This window comes from Streptomyces sp. GL_141 (genome assembly GCF_057834385.1).
The window spans coordinates 953,438-969,241 of record NZ_CM174402.1; the positions used below are offsets into that span (position 1 = coordinate 953,438).

Consider the following 15,804-nt stretch of genomic DNA (forward strand, 5'->3'; position numbering starts at 1 on the left):
CCTACCCTCCTGGCCTATGGTCCACCGTGCCGAGGCCCAGGCTCCGTCGTTTCCCGAACTGCTCCGCTTCAAGCGGGTGCAGGCCGGGCTCACCCAGCGCACGCTGGCCGATCTGTCGACGATCAGCCCGCGGACGATCCGGGCCCTGGAGTCGGGCCGGGTGAACGCGCGGATGCAGACCGTCCGGCTGCTCGCCGAGGCCTTGGGGCTGGAGGGTCTGGCCCGGGAGCTGTTCGTCACCGCGGGCCTGGGCAGCGGGGGGCCGGCCCCGGTCGGAGCCGATCCGTGCCTGGCGGTCCCCCGGTCCGTCAACGCCCTCCTCGGGCGGGACGTCGAGGTCCGGGCGATGGTGGGCGCCCTGGAGTCGGATCACCGCCGGATGATCTCCCTCTCGGGGCTCGCGGGCGTGGGGAAGTCGCGGGTGGCCGCGGAGACGGCGGCGCGGCTGAGCTCCCGGCGCGGCTGGCCCGTGCTGTGGATCGGGGCCGGAACGGTGGCCCCCGACGGTCACGGCACGGCCTTCGGGCCCTTGCTGCGGTCCTTGCGCCTGCTCGTCGAATCGGGTGCGCAGGACGTGTCCGCGGTCTGCCGCCTCATCGGCCGGCACGAGGTGCTCGTCGTGCTCGACGGGGTCGCCGACGCCCGGGAGCCTTTCGGCGTGGAGGAGTTGCTGGCGTACTGTCCGGGCATCCGGGTGATCAGTACGTCACGGGCGCCGTGGAACGTGGCCGGCATCCAGGGGACGGTGCTCGCGCCGCTGGCCGTCCCCGGGCCGGACTGGGAGGCGGCCGGGGCCCCGGACGTCCTGACCGCCGCGGCGTCGGTGCGGCTGCTCGTGGACCGGCTCTCGGAGATCCGGCCGGGATTCGTGCTCGGCCGGGCGGACGCGGGGGCCGCGGTGCGGCTGTGCCGGACCCTGGACGGCCTGCCGGCCGCGCTGGAAGCGGCGGCCGCGGGGTGCGGGGTACTGAGCCTGCACCGGCTCGCGGACATGCCCGCGGCCCGGTTGCTCGAACTCCCGGCGGCCACCCGGCCCGCCGGTGTTCCCGGCACGATCGGCTGCCCGATCCGGTCCGGGATCGAGCGGCTCGACCTCGGATCCCGCACGCTCCTGGACGAACTGGCCTCGTTCGACAAGGCGTTGACCGTCTGCGAGGCGGCCGAGGCCCTGGGCCGGCCGTTGAGCCGGGTGGTGGACGGGCTGAGCGCGCTGACGGGCGGAGGGCTCGTCCGCGCCGCGCACGAGGAGGACGAGACCCGCCTGTACCTGCCGAACCTGGTGCGGGCGGCCCTGGCCTGACGCCGATTCAGCGCAGGTGTTCCGCGAGGAACCGCTCGACCGCCGCGTAATAGGCCTGCCGGTTGGCGGGCCTGGCCAGACCGTGGCCCTCGTCGGGGAACAGCAGGTATTCGTGCGGAAGTCCCTTGGCCGCCAGTGCCGCGACGATCTGCTCGGCCTCCGCCCGGGGCACGCGGACGTCGTTGGCGCCCTGGACGACCAGGACGGGGATGCGGATCGCGTCGACCCGTGACAGCGGAGAGCGTTCCCACAGCATGGCGCGGTCCGCTTCCGGGTCCCCCACGTGGGCGTGCATGAACGAGCGCAGCGCGGTGCGGTAGGGCGCCCCGGCCGCCAGCAGGGTCAGCAGGTTCGACGGACCGCAGAGGTCTATCGCGCACCTGAACACCTCCGGGGTGAACGCCGCGCCGACCAGCGCCGCGTACCCCCCGTACGAGCAGCCCATGATCGCGATGCGCGCGGGGTCGATGCCGCCGCCGTCGACGAGGTGGGCGACCGCGTCGAGCAGGTCGGTCTGCATCGCGGCGCCCCACTGTTTGGCGCCCAGGTTGCGGAACCGCTTGCCGTAGCCCGTCGAGCCGCGGAAGTTGACCTGGACGCAGGCGTAGCCGCGATTGGCCAGGAGCTGCGCCTCCTCGTCGAAGGCGAAGGTGTGACGGGCCCAGGGCCCGCCGTGGACGTTCACCACCGCGGGCAGGCCCACCCGTTCGGCGCCGGGCGGCCAGGTGACGTAGCCGTGCACGGTGACCCCGTCGCGCGCGGCGAACGCGAAGGGCTCCATCCTGGCCAGCGTGTACGCCTCCAGCTCCCGCTGGTGGCTGAAGAGGTGGCGCAGCGCCCCGGCCGGCCGGTCGTAGACGTAGTAGAGGACGGGGCCGGCTCCGGTCACCACCGAGACCGTCCACAGCCGGTCGGCGCGGTCGGTGCGGTCGACGTAGACCTCGCCGTCGACCGACAGGAGCGCGAGCTCGCCGTGGATCCGTCCGAGGTCCTTGGCGAACTCCTCGTCGAGGAAGACCCGTTCGTCGCGGTCCTTCGCGAACAGCACCGCTTGCGGCCGACGGCTCACCGGGTCGAACTCGACCTGTTTGACGTCGTACACCGGGTCCTCCGCGAGCAGCGTCCGACGGCCGCTCGCGAGGTCGACGGCGAACAGGCGAGTGGCGTTGGCCTCGATGGAGGACAGGAGGTGGCAGGTGGCGCCGTCGCGCGAGAAGCCGACGACGCGCGTCCCCATGGCGTCCTCGTAGGGCACGTCGAGCCAGGGCGGGGCGCCGTCCGGGGCTCCCGGGGCGCCCGGCCCCTGCGGCGGGTCGAGGAACACGGACAGGCCGCCGTCGGGCTTCATCACCGTGCCGCCGCGCACCCGCAGGTCGGTGTCGACGATCCAGCTCATGTACCCGGGATTCTCGGCGACCTTGGTGAGCCGGTCCGTCGTCAGATCGAGGGCGTAGACGTCGTGCAGTCCCGGCCGGTCCTTGTTCAGCCCGATCAGCAGGGTCGTCGGGTGCCACCGGTTGTGCGCCAGCACCCGTGCCTGGACCCCGTCGAAGGGCGTGGCGCAGCGCTCCCGGCCGGTGGCCAGGTCGACGAGGTGGATCCGCCAGCTCTCGTCTCCGTCCCGGTCGCGCAGGTAGAAGAGGGTCCGGTCGTCGTGGCACAGGCCGTACGTCCGGATGCCGCGGCCCCGGTCGTGCGTGACGGGCCTCGCCTCCTCGGGCCGGTCCACGGGCGCCGACCATACGTTCAGCACGCCCTCGTCCGGGGCCAGGTAGACGAGGCGGGTCCCGTCCGGGGAGATCTCGGGCACGAGGTGGGACGGGTTGCCGAACAGGACGGAGTGCGGGATCAGCGGTACGGCTTCGGTGGTCACGGTTCCCTTCCCGGGGTGGGTTGCTGGACGCCGCCGCGCTCCGAGAACCACCAGTCGCGGAGCCCGGGGAACTGCGCGACCGCCTCGTCGGTGTCGAGCGGCGGGGCCGCGGGGCGGCCGGCGGAGGGGCTCGGGTGAGCCGCCCGGGTGGGGACCAGCGTCTGCGCATTGAACAGCCGGGTCATCAACACCGGGTTGCCGAGCACCGCTTGGGACATCCGGGCCCGCATGCGCTGCCCGGCTGCGGACACCGAGCCCTCGGCGGATCGGGAGCCTTCGGCCGAGCCCGAGCCCTCGGCGGATCGGGAGCCCTCGGCGGAGCCGGAGCCCGCGGCGGGTGCGGAACCCTCCGCGAAGGCCCGTACCCGGTCCTGTTCGGTCGCCATCCTCCAGGACTCGGCGGCCACGTCCGCCAGCGCGGCCTGGACCGCGGGCAGCGCGGAGGGCCGGGCGCCGCGTTCCGCCAGCTCCCGGTCCAGCCGCACGGCGCCGAGCAGCGCGACGGACATCCCGTGCGAGTACACGGGGTTCACCGCCGCCAGCGCGTCACCGACGACCAGGAACCCGTCGGGCAGGGGCAGCCGCTCGAAGTACCTCCGGCGGTTGGCGGTGGCACGGAACGGCCGTACCCCGCCCAGGGGTTCGGCCGCCGCCAGCAGTTCCGCCACGATCGGCGAGCGCAGCGAGCGCGCGCCGTCCGTGAATCCCGGCTCGTCCACCGGCGGTCTGGCGGCGCGCGTGCCGGTCAGCGTGAAGATCCACCGGCCGTCCTCGATGGGGAACAGCGTGGCTCCGTACCCGGGACGGCCACTGGAAGGCCGCGGGTGCAGCATGATCGCCGGGAGGCCGGCGGCGAGGCCGGGGGGCGCCCGGTAGATCCTGGTGGAGTACGCCAGCCCCGGGTCGACCACCTCCTCCTCGACACCGGGTCCGCCGATCGCGGTCAGCCAGTGACCGGCCCGCGAGCGCCGGCCCGTCGCGTCCACCACGAGGTCGGCGCGGAGCGTCTCGGCGGAGCCGTCCTCGCCCGCGACCCGGACACCGGTCACGCGCGAGGCGTCCCCGACGAGTCCCAGGACCCGGGTGCTCTCCCGTACGGTGACCGCCCCGTCGGCCAGGGCTCGCTGCCGGATGACGTGGTCCATCAGCCAGCGGCTGCACGAGACCATGAAGGCCCCGGTCTCGTGGCGGCGGAACCAGCCGTCCGCGCTCAGGATCAGCGCGTCGTCCGGCAGGCCCCGGCGGTGCGCCCCCCGGGCGAGGAGCGCCTCCAGCGTTCCCGGGAGCAGCGCGTCCAGTGCCTCGGCGCCGGCGGTCACCAGCACGTGGCTGTGGAACGCCTGCGGGAGCCCCGTCCGGACGCCCGGGCCGGCCGGGTACCGGCCGCCCTCGACGACGGTGACCTCGTCGGTGTGCCGGGAGAGCACCTTGGCCACCAGCACCCCCGCGAAGCCCCCGCCGAGGACGACGGCCTGGGTCATGACCGCGCGGCCCGCTCGCTCCCTGCGGAGGCTTCCGGCCCGGCCTGTGTTCCGGCTTCCGTCTCCAGGATGAGTTCCGCTTCGACCATGGAGCTGATGAAGGCGTCCACTTCGGCGCGGATGCGGGCCGTCATCACGGGGTTGTGCCCGGCGAAGAGCAGGGACAGGTTCCTGATGACCGTCTCGCGGTCCCCGTCGCTCTCCACGAGCGCCCAGATCTGGGAGGCCGTCGCGTTCAGGGTGCGGAAGTCGCCGGACTCGCTGTGGTACAGCGAGATGCCGTCGCCGCTCTCCTGCCAGATCACCGCGTCACTGATGTGCAGGGACATCTCCCAGCCTCCTGTTCACCGGCATGATCGGAATCAGTTCGCCCACCTTGATCGCGGGCACGGGCGCCGGCGGGCGGACGTAGGTCTTCCACTGCTCGTGGGCCTCGTGCACCTCACCGGTGGCGACCAGCCGCGGAACGGTCATCTCGGCGCCGTCCAAGGCGAGTTCGGCGCGGGTCACGCCGGTCTCCTGCCACAGCTGTGTGGTGACTCCGTGCCGCAGGATCCGGCACAGGTGGCGGCTGTTGCGCCGCAGGTCCCCGGACTCCGACATGTGCGCGGCCCGGCAGCCGCCGCCGCAGTTCGCCTTGATGTAGCACTTCTCGCAGTCGGCGTGGAACTCCCCGCCGTACACGGTGCTCTTGCGCATCGAGGTCAGGACCGGGCTGGCGAAGATCTCCGACAGCCGCTGCTTCCTGATGTTCCCGGCGAACTCCCCCTTGCCCGTGACGAGTTTGCACGGGTACACGTCCCCGAGGGAGTTGACGTAGATCTCGTGCCCGCCCATGCCGCAGTTGCCCTTGACCGAGCACGCGGTGACCGGCCGCGGGCCGTCCGGCTTGAGCTTGCCGGCGACCGGTGAGGTCCAGACGAGCTGTTGCACGTCCAGGTGGTCCTGCCATCCGAAGTCGTAGGCGTCGTCCGCGCCCCGGCCCAGGTCGTTGTGGTTCATCAGGCGGACGCTGTGGATCTCGATCCCGTCGAGGAAGGAGGCGAAGTCCTCCAGCTCGTGGATGTTGTCCGAGGTGACGATGTGGTTGATGGCCGGCGCCACCCCGGCCTCGTTGAGGAGCTGGATCGCCCGGTGGGTCTTGGCGAACGCGCCCTTGCCTCGGGTGCGGTCGTGGGTCTCGGCCGTACCTCCGTCGAGGCTCACCGTGACCGCGTCGAAGAGCTCGGCGAACCGCCGGGCCTTCGCCTCGGTCCGGATCATCGTCGCGTTGGTGATGACGTTGGCCTTCAGGCCGCTGTTCTTGGCGTGCTCGACGATCTGGAACAGGTCCTTGCGGAGCATCGGCTCGCCGCCGGTGAAGATGATGGTCCCGGCGCCGAAGTCGGCGATCTGCGAGACCAGGTCCAGGGACTCGGCGGTGTCGAGCTCGCCCGGAAGGCATTTCTCGGAGGAGGCGTAGCAGTAGGGACAGCGGAGGTTGCAGCCGTCGGTGATGGCGTAGTACGCGACGCCCAGGGGCGGTTCGCCCAGCCTGACCTTGGGCTTGTTGCCGTTGAAGTACACGATCCAGTTCAGGATGAGCTTGGCGAGGACGCGTTCCGTCGCGTCGTCCTGCTCCAGCCCCGGCTGCTCTCCGCGGGCCCGGGCGGCCGCCAGGGCTTCGAGGATCCGGAACTCACGTCCGGACAGGACGCACCGGGCGGCCACCTCCGGGTTGACCACGAGGTGGTCCTCGCCGTGCACGAAGTACGTCAGGTCGTCGGGCACCTCGAACAACGACAGGTTTCGAACCAGATTTCCGCGCATCCCGCCTCCTCTCTGGACTGGCACAGGCGCGGCCCGACGCGAGTGGCCGCCGGACCCCGCCTGTGAAACGGTCAGTTCTCGGCCTGGCCCGATCCCGACCAGAGGCCGCAAGCACAGAGCATCGCGGCGTCGAAGCCCTCCTTCGTGGCCTCCGGGGAGGTCCAGTCCTGGGAGTGCGCCACCACGTCGGGCAGGATCGCCGCGAGGCGGGTCTTCGTCGAGATGAGGACCTTGGTCTCCTCGGGGGTCAGACTGGCGTAGAACTCTTCGAGAGCGGGCGCCATCGTGCCGCCGATGACGCCGGCCGCACGCAGGGACTCCAGGGCGTTGAAGGTCATGCTTCCACCTTTCGCTGTCGCGTTCGATCGGGGACGCAACCGAGACTGCGCGCGGCGGACCCGTGAAACAACCCCACGAATGTGGGTTGTGCGGGAGCGGCGAAGGGGACATACGCAGCGCGGGCGGGGCGTCTTCCGGCAGTGGACCGGAGCGGCCGGAACGCGCCGCGCACGGGTGTTGACGATCTCCAGACCTTGCCTCACGCTCATACCACAGCCGTTGTGAAGCTCATGTGAAGCGAACGTGGAAATCGGGATCAATGGAGCGCCCACCCGGCGGCCGGCGGCCCGTCGGACGACCCGAGAGGTGCGATGAATCCCACCGGCTTAGGCATCGTGCACATATCGCTGTTGCCAGGCTTCGTCTGCCGCACCGACCAGCGGGTCACCGACCTCAGCGACATCCAGCAACGGCTCGTCTCCGCCCTGGTGCTCGCCGACCGCCCGCTCCGGCGCGGCGAGCTGGCCGCCCGGCTGTGGCCCGATGCCCCGCCCGACCGGGCGGGTGCCCGGTTGCGCCAGACCTTGTGGCGGCTGAATCAGGCCACGGCCGGGGGCCTGTTGCGGGCCTCGCACACTACCGTCGCGCTCGCCGATCACGTCGAGGTGGACTACCGGGCGGCGGCCAGGCTGATCGCGGCGGTGTCCGGTGCGGGCGGGGCGGCGGTGGCGGGCGAGGACCGGCTGCCGCAGGCGTGGAGCGTACTGCGCCACCCGCTGCTGACCGACTGGGACGACGACTGGCTCGTACCGTTCCAGGAGAAGTGGAAGGTCCAGCGCGTCCAGACGCTGGAGCGCCTGGCCGAGAGGTTCCTCCAGCGCCGGCAGCACGCCGCGGTGCTCGAACTGGCCGACGCCGCCACCCAGGCCGACCCGCTGCGGGAAGGGCCCCGCCGGATCGCCGTGCAGTCGTGCCTGTTCGTCGGCGAGGTGGCCGACGCGCACCGCCGCTACCGCGGCTATCAGGAGCTGCTCTCCGCGGAACTGGGCGTGGCGCCGAGCGGCGCCATCCCGCAACTGCTCAGACAGGACCGCGAGCGGCAGCTCGCCCTGGCGGCGGAGTTCTGACCGGGCGCCGTCGTACCACCGCCGGTACGACGACACCCTCCCGACCCCGCGCCCTCCCGTTCCCACACCCTCTCGTTCCCACGCCCTCCCGTCCCTTCCTCAGCGCAGGTCGGCCCGTGCGGCGGTGTCGTCTATGAAGCCGCCCGACTGGTGCTGCCACAGCTTCGCGTAGGCGCCGTCCGTGGCGAGCAGTTGGTGGTGCGTGCCCTGTTCGACGATCCGCCCGCGGTCCAGGACGACGAGCTGGTCCATGGTGGCGACCGTGCTCAGCCGGTGCGCGACCACCAGCGCCGTCCGCCCGTCCATCAGCCGCCACAGCGCGTCCTGGACCAGGATCTCGCTCTCGGAGTCCAGGGCGCTGGTCGCCTCGTCGAGGAGCAGGATCGGCGCGTCGCGCAGGATCGCCCGGGCGAGGGCGACCCGCTGGCGCTGCCCGCCGGACAGCTTCACCCCGCGCTCGCCCACCATGGTGTCGAAGCCGTCCGCCAGGCCGTCGGCGAACTCCGTGACGTGCGCCGCCTCGGCCGCGCGGCGGATCTCCGCTTCGGTGGCGTCCGGGCGGGCGAAGGCGATGTTGTCGCGCAGCGTGCGGTGGAACATCGCCGGGTCCTGGGGGACGTAGGCGATCAGGCTGCGCAGGTCGGCCTGGCTCAGCCGACTGATGTCCTGCCCGCCGATCAGGATCCGGCCCGCGTCGATGTCCGTCATCCGCAGCAGCAGCCGGGTGAGCGTGGTCTTGCCCCCGCCGGACCGGCCGACGAGACCGAGCTTGGACCCTCCGGGCACCACCAGGTCCAGGCCGTCGAAGAGCTGCTTCCCGCCCTCGTGGCCGAAGGACACCCGGTCGAACCGGACGTCGGCGACAGCGGGACGCCGCAGCGGCTCGGGCTCCACCGGGTCGAGCACGGTCGGCGGGGTCAGCAGCAGTTCGGTGAACTGCGCGGCCTCCGTCATCGAGCTCTCCAGGCGGCGGTAGATCTGGTTGAACTCGAACATGATCCGCGTGGCGCTGGCGTAGTAGGTGAAGGCGACGATGACCGCCTCCACCCCGTGCGCTCCCCCGCCGAGCACGATCGCGAGCATCAGCCCCAGCACGTTGGTCGCCACGGACAGCGGTGCGACCAGCGTGTCGATGCGCAGGTTGCCGTAGTCCCACGAGCGCAGGGTGAGCTTCCTCGACTCCGCGACGCGGCTGCGGTGTTCGGCGGCCTCGCGCGATTCGGCGGCGAACGCCCGGACCGTGTCCATGTTCATCAGGCTGTCCGCCACGTGGCCGGACACCCGGGCGATCGCCTCCTCCCGCCGGGCGACGAGCACTTGGCGTCGGCGGATCAGGGGCGCCACGCAGAGCCCCGTGATCGTGATCATCACCAGAAGCCCGACGACGAGCAGCGGGTCGTACTGCCACAGCACCACCGAGGCGAACAGCAGCGGCACGAAGCTGCCCATGACCGAGAACGTCAGCGTGTCGACGAACTCCTCGAAGCGGGAGGCGAAGCTCAGGACCCGCTTCGTGAGGGATCCGGCGAAGTTGTCGTGGAAGAACGCGGTGTCCTTGGCGAACAGTTCGTCCATACCGGTGACGTAGAGCTGCTCGATCCCGCGGGCGTCGAGGCGGTTCAGGCAGTGCAGCCCGATGCGCCAGAACGCTTCCGAGAGCAGCAGGACCCCGGCGAAGCCGAGGACGTAGGGCATCGCCCAGCCGAGGGCGCCGCCGGCGGCTCCCGTCCCGCCCTCTCCTCCCGCGATCCGGCCGACGAGCTTCGCGACGACCAGCGGCGCGATGTAGTGGATGCCGATGTTGCCCAGCGCCGGGAACAGCATCGCGGGCGCCGTCAGCCATCGCAGGCGGACCAGCTCCCGCCCGTAGTAGCGAACTGCGAGGAGTACCGGACTCCTGCGCGGTGGACTCTCGTTCTCTGAACTTTCGTGCGATTCGGGCGATCCCATCCCAACCCTGCCTTCTCGGCCCGTCTGGCCAGAAAGCGGAGTGTCCCGCACGGGCGCCCACAGGGTCCAAGGCTTTTCTGTCGATAGGCCGAAACCGGCCGACCTGCGGGCCGAACCCGACCGCCGTTCGCCTGGTGTACGCACCGGCGTCACGCCAGGCTCCCTTACCGGAACCCCGGACGCGCTGTGCTGGGGTACTCAGTCACCCCTCAATGTGGAGGTCGTTCCCGCCATGGCAGAACTCAATCGTCGGCGTTTCCTGCAGCTCGCGGGCGGCACCACGGCCCTGACGATGCTGGGCGAGAGCATCGCCCGCGCCGCCGCCATCCCCGCGCAGGGGACCACCGGCTCCATCGCGGACGTCGAACACATCGTGGTGCTCATGCAGGAGAACCGCTCGTTCGACCACTACTTCGGCGCGCTGCGCGGTGTCCGCGGCTTCGGCGACCCGCGCCCGGTGACCCTGCCCAGCGGCAAGTCCGTCTGGCACCAGTCCGACGGCACCAAGGAGACGCTGCCCTTCCGGCCGCCGTCCGAGGACCTCGGGATGGAGTTCCTCCAGGGACTCAACCACGACTGGGCGGGCGGCCAGAGCGCTTTCAACAAGGGCAAGTACGACAACTGGGTGCCCGCCAAGACGGCCACCACGATGGCCCACCTGACCCGCCAGGACATCCCCTTCCACTACGCCCTGGCGGACGCGTTCACCATCTGCGACGCCTACCACTGCTCGTTCATCGGCTCCACCGACCCCAACCGCTACTACCTCTGGTCGGGCCACACCGGCAACGACGGCCAGGGCGGCGGCCCGGTCCTCAACAACGCCGAGGCCGGCTACGGCTGGACCACCTACCCGGAGCGCCTGGAGGCGGCCGGAGTCTCCTGGAAGGTCTACCAGGACATCGGCGACGGCCTCGACGCCGCCGGATCCTGGGGCTGGATCAACGACGCCTACCGGGGCAACTACGGCGACAACTCGCTGCTGTACTTCAACACTTACCGCAACTCCGAGCCCGGCAGCGCCCTCTACGAGAAGGCCCGTACGGGCACCAACGCCGCTGCGGGCGAAGGCTACTTCGAGAAGCTGCGCGCGGACGTCGTGGGCGGCACCCTTCCCCAGATCTCCTGGATAGCCGCCCCCGAAGCCTTCAGCGAGCACTCCAACTGGCCCTCCAACTACGGCGCCTGGTACATCTCGCAGGTCCTGGACGCGCTCACCGCCAACCCCGACGTGTGGGCCCGTACCGCACTGTTCATCACCTACGACGAGAACGACGGCTTCTTCGACCACGTCGTCCCGCCGTACGCCCCCGCCAGTGCCGCGCAGGGCCTGTCCACCACGCCCACCGCCCTGGACGTGTTCCCCGGCAAGGCCGGGTACGTGGCCGGACCCTACGGCCTGGGCCCGCGCGTGCCGATGCTCGTGGTCTCCCCCTGGAGCACCGGCGGTTACGCCTGCTCCGAAACCTTCGACCACACCTCGGTCATCCGCTTCATGGAGCAGCGCTTCGGCGTCCACGAGCCCAACATCTCGCCCTGGCGCCGCGCCGTCTGCGGCGACCTGACCTCCGCCTTCGACTTCGCCCGCAAGGACACCGCCCCGGCCCCGCTGCCGGACACCGACGGCTGGTACCCGCCGGACCGCGAGCGCCACCCCGACTTCCGGGCCACCCCGCCGGCACAGGGGGCCATGCCGCGCCAGGAGCGGGGCCTGCGCCCCACGCGCGCGCTCAAGTACGCCCCGTACGTGGACGGCGCCGCGCTCGTCTCCGAGGGCAGGTTCCGGCTGACGTTCAGCGGGGGCCCGGATCTGGGCGCGCAGTTCTACGTCACCTCCGGCAACCGCACGGACGCGCCCTGGACCTACACCACCGAGGCCGGCAAGTCGATCGCGGACACCTGGAACACCGCCTACTCGGCCGGGTCCACCGACCTGACCGTGCACGGCCCGAACGGCTTCCTGCGCGGCTTCCGCAACCCCGGCACCACCCCCGGCCCCGAGGTCACCGCCCGCCACAACGCCGCCACCGGGAACCTGGACCTCACCCTCACCAACGCCGGGGGCACCACCGCCACGGTGACGCTCACCAACGCCTACGGCGGCGGCCCCAAGCGCCTCACGGTCGCCAAGGGCGCCACCGTGAAGCACACCGTCTCCCTGAAGAACACCCGCCGCTGGTACGACGTCACGGTCACCGCGTCCGGCTCCCCGGCCTTCCTGCGCCGCTTCGCCGGCAAGGTGGAAACCGGCGCGGCGGGCCTCTCGGACCCGGCGACCCTGACGGAGCAGTCCTCCTGACGGAAGGCGCGGCGACCACGACATGAAGCGGCGCCGCCGGGTCCACCGGCGGCGCCGCATGTGCTGCTCAGGGCAGTTGGGATCAGAAGAGGTTGGTGACGCTGGTCGCCCAGCCGCTCGCGCCGACCGACTGGGGCTGCTTGAGGCCGGTGGGACCACCCGGACAGAAGAGCAGGCAGCCGGTGGGGCAGGTGGTGGAGGCCGCCTTGCCCGCGTTGTCGACGTAGTTCACCACACGCTCGGGGTCGGCCGACCGGACGGTCGGCGGACTGCCGGCCCCCGGTGGCGTAGGTGGTGCGGGGGGCCAGGCCGAACTTGCCGTCCGTACCGGTCTTTCCGGCGTAGAAGTACAGGTTCCCGTCGATCTTGTTGCGGGCCGGGTACATGCGCAGGACGGACTCGGCGGTCTGCGTGCTGTTGCCTGCCTTGCCAAAGGCCTTGACTTCCACGTTGTGCGTCGGCCAGAGCGCCAGGCTTCCACTTGTAGGCGCCGGTGGGCAGGTTCTCGGCGAGGACCAATCCGGTCGCCGTGCCGCCGCTGGACACGGCGGAAACGTTGGTAACCGGCACAGCCGCGCCCGCTGCGGTGGTGACCACGAATCCACCAGAGCAGGGCTTCACAAGGGGACGGACCGGGATCAGCCGCCGGTGGCGGCGGGGTGCAGCAGCAGGACGTTGCCCAGGTAGCGCGGGCCCGTCGCGTCCGAGGGGCGGTTGACGATGCCCGACCCGGCGGTGACCATCACGCTCGATCCGCCGCCGTCGAGGTTCAGCGCCTCCCGGGCGTGCAGGGCCTTCATCAGCTTCGCGGCGCCGGCCACGCCCAGGCCCGAACTCCACCCGGCCCTACGCCCGTCCACGACGACCAGCAGCAGCCTCCCCTGCTCATCGACGCCGAGCATGGTGCGCGGGTTCCCGCGGACAACCCAGTTGTAGGTGAAGGTCTGGTCGGCCCCCTGGCGGATGATGCCGTCGGCGGCGGCGTTCACCGCGATCTGTCCGTCGCGGATCAGCGTCGGGCCGACCTGGACGATCGTGGTGTCCGCGGTGAGCGGGACGGAGTGTCCGGCGCCGTCCAGAACGCGCTGGATGATGCGCAGCCGGGCTCCGGGGCGCGCGTGCGCGACCAGCCATTCGGCGCTCTCGCCGATGGCCTGGAGGGTGGAGCCGCCCGCCGGAGGCTTGGCCCCGCGCGTGCGGTGCACCGCCGTCACCCGGTCGTTGCGGTCCAGGACCACCTCGGCGCCCGCTCCGGCCGGCGGGGTGCTCCACTCGGGGGTGAAGCGGACGATCTCGCTCTCGTCGGTGCACTTGAGGTCGTGCTGCGGGTGCTGCGTGGGCCGGTCGCCGCCGACGCCCCCGCAGTTCCAGATCTCGCCGGGTATCCGGTTGATGCCGTCGACCTCCCGGATGGAGCCGCCCGCGCCGACCGTGATCCGCGTGGTGTACGTGCCCACGTCCACCTGTCGCCCGCCGTCCGTGATGCGGACCCCGCTGCGCCCCTGCGTGGCGGCACTCAGCAGCCGGCCGTCCTTCACGTACAGACCGAGCGACGCCTTGTCCGCGAACCACTGGGCGTTGACGCCCGCCAGTGCCCCGGCGGCGGCCGCCAGGTCGGGCAGTTTCTCGTGGACGTCGATGGTCGGCCCGAAGTCGCTGGCCAGGCGGCCGGTGAACCGCTTGAAGTCCACCCGCAGGACGAACACCCGCTGGAGGGCGCCGGCGTCCGTGCCGTCCTGCGCCGTGTACCGGGTGTCCCCCGCGAACCCGGCCGCCCGGACCTGGGCGAGCGCGGCCGTGGCCGCGCTCTGGTCGGCGTACCGCCCGATCCGCACGGTCCAGCCCAGCGTGCCGGCCGGGCGGTCGGCGAAGGCGGGGATGAGGACCCTTTCCACCCGGGGTTCGAACCCCTTGGCCCGCAGGGCCCCGGCCACCTGCTCGGCCCGCGCCTCGGGGCCGAGGGCCGCGGTCGCCCGGTTGTACGGGACGTCGTCGGTCAGGGACTGGTTCACGTGGACGGTCCATACGTCGTCGGCGTCGGTCCGGCCGAAGACGAAGGAGCTCTGGGTGACCCCGGGAGCGAGGACGACGGACTGCGCCGACGTGGCGTCCGGGAGCGTGAGCGGCTCGGGGGCGGCGGCCTCCGGAGCGTGCGGTGACGCGGACGGCCGTTCGGCGGCTCCGGTTGTCGGCGCCGTACCGAGAGCGGCGACCAGGCAGAAGGCGAGAACGGCGGCGGACGACGCGGCGACCTGCGGTGTCTTGCGCATACGACGCTCCCTGGAGGTGAGGTGGTACGTCCTCTCAGTGCAGGGGCGACATGTGGCGTGTGGCGCAACTCCGCTTGCTGCGCACGTGAATTCCTCGCAAGTGGTACGCGAAAACGACCGAGGGGCCGTTTCAGATTTCTCTGAAACGGCCCCTCGGTCTACGACTCTTTCGAGTCGGGACGACAGGATTTGAACCTGCGACCCCTTGACCCCCAGTCAAGTGCGCTACCAAGCTGCGCCACGTCCCGATGTGCTTCTGATCTGGGGTTTCCCCCGTCTCGGCGGCACATGCAGAACATTACCCCACACCGAGGGGTGTCCATGCACCGGTTATCGGCGGGAGGGGGGATGCGGGGAGGATGGAGGGGTGAACGCACGGGATCGGGACGGTGAGGGACGGGCGCGGAACGCCCGGCCCAGGGACGGGCTGGGACGGCCGCTGCCCTACGGGGCCCAAGGGGTGGAGCGGCAGCCCGAGGGAGTGGTGCGGTCGCCCGGGGAGACGGTGGCGCAGGCGCAGCGGCTGCTGGACGCCGGGATGCCCTTCCACGCGCACGAGGTGTTCGAGGACGCCTGGAAATCGGGGCCCGGGGCCGAGGCGCCGCTGTGGCGGGCGCTGGCGCAGCTGGCGGTCGGGCTGACGCACGCCGCGCGCGGGAACGCGGTGGGCGGGGCGCGGCTGCTGCGCCGCGGGGCGGATGCCCTGGCCCTGGCCGGGCGGGGCGCGGCCGGGAGCCCGGTCGTCCCCGAGGCCGCGGCCGGAGCCGGGGCGGCGCCCGGGACCCCGTACGGGATGGACCTGGCCGGGCTGGTCCGCTGGGCCCGGGAGCTGGCGGGGCGGGTGGAGGCCGGCGCGGTCGTGGACGCGGCGGCCGAGGCCCCGCACCTCACGGGCGGACCCGGCCGGGCCTGAGCCCGGGGCGGTGCCGGTGGCCGGGGCGGTGCCGGTGGCCGGGGCGGTGCCGGTGGCCGGGCGCCCCGGGCCGGCCCGGCCCGGGTGCTCCCCGGCCTGAGCCCGGCCGGGCCTACGCCGGCTGGAGGAGGTCCCAGCGGTTGCCGTAGAGGTCCTGGAAGACGGCGACCGAGCCGTACGCCTCGTGGCGCGGCTCCTCCAGGAAGCGGACGCCCTCGGCGGTCATCCGGGCGTGGTCGGCGGCGAAGTCGTCGGTGTAGAGGAAGAAGCCGACCCGGCCGCCCGTCTGGTCGCCGACGCGGGAACGCTGGGCGTCGTCCTTGGCGCGGGCCAGCAGGAGGGCGGATTCCGTGGCGCCCGGCGGGCGCACCACGACCCAGCGGGAGCCGTCCGGGCGCGCCGTGTCCTCGGCGAGGTCGAAGCCGAGGGCGCGGGTGTAGAAGTCGATGGCCTCGTCGTAGTCGTGGACCACGAGGGCGGTGAGGGCGAGGTGGGAGGACATG

The 15,804-nt window shown here is 72.1% G+C and carries 13 protein-coding genes and 1 tRNA gene; 4 read left to right on the forward strand and 10 right to left on the reverse strand.

The genetic code is table 11. From position 1 onward, the window contains the following. Window positions 1-16: 16 nt before the first annotated feature. On the forward strand, window positions 17-1,300 hold the full coding sequence (locus tag AC3IX6_RS04140) for a helix-turn-helix domain-containing protein (protein WP_489368863.1): 1,284 nt from the start codon (window positions 17-19) through the stop codon (window positions 1,298-1,300). Between the two features lie 7 nt (window positions 1,301-1,307). Here the strand turns inward: AC3IX6_RS04140 and AC3IX6_RS04145 are convergent, their stop codons facing one another. From AC3IX6_RS04145 to AC3IX6_RS04165, 5 genes are all read right to left on the reverse strand, one after another. Beyond that, window positions 1,308-3,173 carry a S9 family peptidase gene (locus AC3IX6_RS04145; protein WP_489368864.1) on the reverse strand — a complete coding sequence of 622 codons (1,866 nt, stop codon included), beginning with the start codon at window positions 3,171-3,173 and terminating at the stop codon, window positions 1,308-1,310. Next, the gene (locus AC3IX6_RS04150) at window positions 3,170-4,654 is read right to left on the reverse strand and encodes an NAD(P)/FAD-dependent oxidoreductase (protein WP_489368865.1); all 1,485 of its coding nucleotides are present in this window, start codon (window positions 4,652-4,654) and stop codon (window positions 3,170-3,172) included. Before AC3IX6_RS04150 ends, AC3IX6_RS04145 begins: the two co-directional genes overlap by 4 nt. Then, window positions 4,651-4,983: a PqqD family protein gene (locus AC3IX6_RS04155; RefSeq protein WP_489368866.1), complete on the reverse strand. Its 333-nt coding sequence runs from the start codon at window positions 4,981-4,983 to the stop codon at window positions 4,651-4,653. Before AC3IX6_RS04155 ends, AC3IX6_RS04150 begins: the two co-directional genes overlap by 4 nt. Then, window positions 4,964-6,463, reverse strand: a complete 1,500-nt coding sequence (gene stsB / locus AC3IX6_RS04160; protein WP_489368868.1) for a StsB family radical SAM/SPASM domain sactipeptide maturase — start codon at window positions 6,461-6,463, stop codon at window positions 4,964-4,966. Before stsB ends, AC3IX6_RS04155 begins: the two co-directional genes overlap by 20 nt. Before the next feature lie 71 nt (window positions 6,464-6,534). Further along, entirely contained in the window at window positions 6,535-6,801 is a 267-nt protein-coding gene (locus tag AC3IX6_RS04165) for a StsA-related sactipeptide RiPP (RefSeq protein WP_250741964.1), read from the reverse strand. A gap of 312 nt (window positions 6,802-7,113) precedes the next feature. Between AC3IX6_RS04165 and AC3IX6_RS04170 the strand changes: the two genes are divergently transcribed. Then, window positions 7,114-7,869: an AfsR/SARP family transcriptional regulator gene (locus AC3IX6_RS04170; RefSeq protein WP_489368870.1), complete on the forward strand. Its 756-nt coding sequence runs from the start codon at window positions 7,114-7,116 to the stop codon at window positions 7,867-7,869. A 99-nt stretch (window positions 7,870-7,968) separates the two neighbouring features. Here AC3IX6_RS04170 and AC3IX6_RS04175 read toward each other — a convergent pair whose 3' ends face one another. After that, window positions 7,969-9,819: an ABC transporter ATP-binding protein gene (locus tag AC3IX6_RS04175; RefSeq protein WP_489368871.1), complete on the reverse strand. Its 1,851-nt coding sequence runs from the start codon at window positions 9,817-9,819 to the stop codon at window positions 7,969-7,971. 232 nt (window positions 9,820-10,051) lie between these two features. On the opposite strand from AC3IX6_RS04175, the gene AC3IX6_RS04180 reads away from it, so the two are divergent. Continuing rightward, window positions 10,052-12,118 (forward strand): phosphocholine-specific phospholipase C, encoded by a 2,067-nt coding sequence (locus AC3IX6_RS04180; RefSeq protein WP_489368872.1) that lies wholly within the window; start codon window positions 10,052-10,054, stop codon window positions 12,116-12,118. An 82-nt stretch (window positions 12,119-12,200) separates the two neighbouring features. On the opposite strand, the gene AC3IX6_RS04185 is transcribed toward AC3IX6_RS04180, so the two are convergent. The 3 genes from AC3IX6_RS04185 to AC3IX6_RS04195 form a co-directional block, all read right to left on the reverse strand. Further along, window positions 12,201-12,353 (reverse strand): hypothetical protein, encoded by a 153-nt coding sequence (locus AC3IX6_RS04185; RefSeq protein WP_489368874.1) that lies wholly within the window; start codon window positions 12,351-12,353, stop codon window positions 12,201-12,203. A 403-nt stretch (window positions 12,354-12,756) separates the two neighbouring features. Next, entirely contained in the window at window positions 12,757-14,388 is a 1,632-nt protein-coding gene (locus AC3IX6_RS04190; RefSeq protein ID WP_489368875.1) for a phosphodiester glycosidase family protein, read from the reverse strand. A gap of 174 nt (window positions 14,389-14,562) precedes the next feature. Further along, window positions 14,563-14,636 (reverse strand) — tRNA-Pro (locus tag AC3IX6_RS04195). Window positions 14,637-14,755: 119 nt separating this feature from the next. Here AC3IX6_RS04195 and AC3IX6_RS04200 point away from each other — a divergent pair. Further along, window positions 14,756-15,301, forward strand: coding sequence for a DUF309 domain-containing protein (locus tag AC3IX6_RS04200; RefSeq protein WP_489368876.1), 546 nt, complete (start codon window positions 14,756-14,758; stop codon window positions 15,299-15,301). Between the two features lie 112 nt (window positions 15,302-15,413). Here the strand turns inward: AC3IX6_RS04200 and AC3IX6_RS04205 are convergent, their stop codons facing one another. Then, window positions 15,414-15,803 (reverse strand): VOC family protein, encoded by a 390-nt coding sequence (locus AC3IX6_RS04205; protein ID WP_489368877.1) that lies wholly within the window; start codon window positions 15,801-15,803, stop codon window positions 15,414-15,416. Window position 15,804: the final 1 nt, after the last annotated feature.

Coding starts and splice junctions, on each gene's coding strand:
- AC3IX6_RS04180 (WP_489368872.1), top strand. CDS start 10,052: ATGGCAGAACTCAATCGTCGGCGTTTCCTGCAGCTCGCGGGCGGCACC.
- AC3IX6_RS04205 (WP_489368877.1), bottom strand. CDS start 15,803: ATGTCCTCCCACCTCGCCCTCACCGCCCTCGTGGTCCACGACTACGAC.
- AC3IX6_RS04170 (WP_489368870.1), top strand. CDS start 7,114: ATGAATCCCACCGGCTTAGGCATCGTGCACATATCGCTGTTGCCAGGC.
- AC3IX6_RS04155 (WP_489368866.1), bottom strand. CDS start 4,983: ATGTCCCTGCACATCAGTGACGCGGTGATCTGGCAGGAGAGCGGCGAC.
- AC3IX6_RS04150 (WP_489368865.1), bottom strand. CDS start 4,654: ATGACCCAGGCCGTCGTCCTCGGCGGGGGCTTCGCGGGGGTGCTGGTG.
- stsB (WP_489368868.1), bottom strand. CDS start 6,463: ATGCGCGGAAATCTGGTTCGAAACCTGTCGTTGTTCGAGGTGCCCGAC.
- AC3IX6_RS04190 (WP_489368875.1), bottom strand. CDS start 14,388: ATGCGCAAGACACCGCAGGTCGCCGCGTCGTCCGCCGCCGTTCTCGCC.
- AC3IX6_RS04140 (WP_489368863.1), top strand. CDS start 17: ATGGTCCACCGTGCCGAGGCCCAGGCTCCGTCGTTTCCCGAACTGCTC.
- AC3IX6_RS04165 (WP_250741964.1), bottom strand. CDS start 6,801: ATGACCTTCAACGCCCTGGAGTCCCTGCGTGCGGCCGGCGTCATCGGC.
- AC3IX6_RS04175 (WP_489368871.1), bottom strand. CDS start 9,819: ATGGGATCGCCCGAATCGCACGAAAGTTCAGAGAACGAGAGTCCACCG.